General features: G+C 63.2%; 1 protein-coding gene. It reads right to left on the reverse strand.

All coding sequences use genetic code 11. The annotated features are described in order from the left end of the window. Positions 1-15 precede the first annotated feature (15 nt). Positions 16-1,191, reverse strand: a complete 1,176-nt coding sequence (locus QZX79_RS02075) for an MFS transporter (protein ID WP_294563971.1) — start codon at positions 1,189-1,191, stop codon at positions 16-18. Positions 1,192-1,425 lie beyond the last annotated feature (234 nt).

Genomic DNA, 1,425 nt, shown 5'->3' on the forward strand with positions numbered 1-1,425 from the left:
GCCCTCTTGGGTAGGTCAGGCGGGGGAGCTGGCTGCTGAGGGTTGCAGTCCGATGTCTTTCCGCAGCCGATGCGCCTGCACAAGGATGGAGAGTGCGGCGAAGGCCATAATGGTGAGGGCATAGAACTGCACGGTTGTCACCAGCCCTACGAGCGGTGCGAGCTGCCCGACGATGATGACCGGGATGCTGAACGCCAGGTAAGCGGCGGTGTAGACGCCGGAGAAGACGCCGGCTCGTTGGTGCGGTTGGATGTGCGGGGCGATGAGTCGGACCTGTCCGCCGAATGAAGCGCCGAAGCCGGAGCCTCCAAAGAGAGCTCCGATCCAGACGGCGGCCAACCACCTTTCGTTTATTCCTGTAAGTACCAGGACGACCCCGATGAAGACAAGGATCATGCCGATCACCATGCTGCGCCGGGCGGGCTGCTTGGCGAAGACGAAGCTGGATACTGCTGCCGCGAATGGGCCAACGGATGCGGTCAAGCCGCCCACCAGACCGCCGTCGAGTCCGAAGTGGACCCGCAGTACCACGGGGGAAAGCCCGAGGAAGAAGGCGGGGAACATCCAGCCCGCGATGAGCACGGGGACGCCGGCGAAGAAGTCAGTGCGGATGCTCGCCGGGAGGACGAGGCGTGGCAAGAGTGAACGAAGGGCGCCGGGACGCTTCGCAGCTGTTTCCGAGGTGAAGCTCAGAAAAATTACTCCCGCGACCATGACGCCGGTGAGGATCGTGAAGATGAGCCTGTTGGCGTCCGGGGTGAACTGGACGGCGGCGCCGGTTACCAGGGCACCGATGCCGAGACCGCCGGCAACGGATGCTGTGGCGAGGCCGCCGGCCAGCTTCTTCAGATTCGCCGGGGCGTGCTCGTTGATGGCGGCGTTGAAGGCGCTGGTGGCGACACCGGTGGCCAGGCCCTGCAGGGCACGGGCAACAATCACCCAGGTAATTGTGGGTGCGAGCAGGAACACCAGCATTGAAACAATTTCCCCAAACAGCGCGGCGAGCATGACCGGGCGCCGGCCGACGTGGTCGGAAAGGGAGCCGCCCACCAGCAGTGCCGCTAGGAGGCCCAACGCGTAAACGGCAAAGGCGATGCTCAGGCTGCTGGCCGAGAAGCCCCACTCCTGCTGGCGGAGCGAGAGCAGCGGTGTGGGGGCACCGGCAGCAAAAAAGAACGCGGCGAAAACCACCGTAAGTCCGGCGAAAGAGGAAGTGCTGGGTGCTAGTAGACGGGGCAACGCGGGATTCTCCTTGGACAGATCGGTCTAACAGGTTAGACAGATCGGTCTAGCAAAGTCAATCTGTTTTTAGACAGATCTGTCTGATAGTCTTGGTGCATGGTTTCAACGCGTCCGTCTGCACGGCAGCGCCTCCTCGAGGCTGCTGACCGCTTGTTCTACTCGGAGGGTGTCCACACCGTCGGG

This window comes from uncultured Arthrobacter sp., from assembly GCF_902805515.1.
Taxonomy (GTDB): domain Bacteria; phylum Actinomycetota; class Actinomycetes; order Actinomycetales; family Micrococcaceae; genus Arthrobacter_D.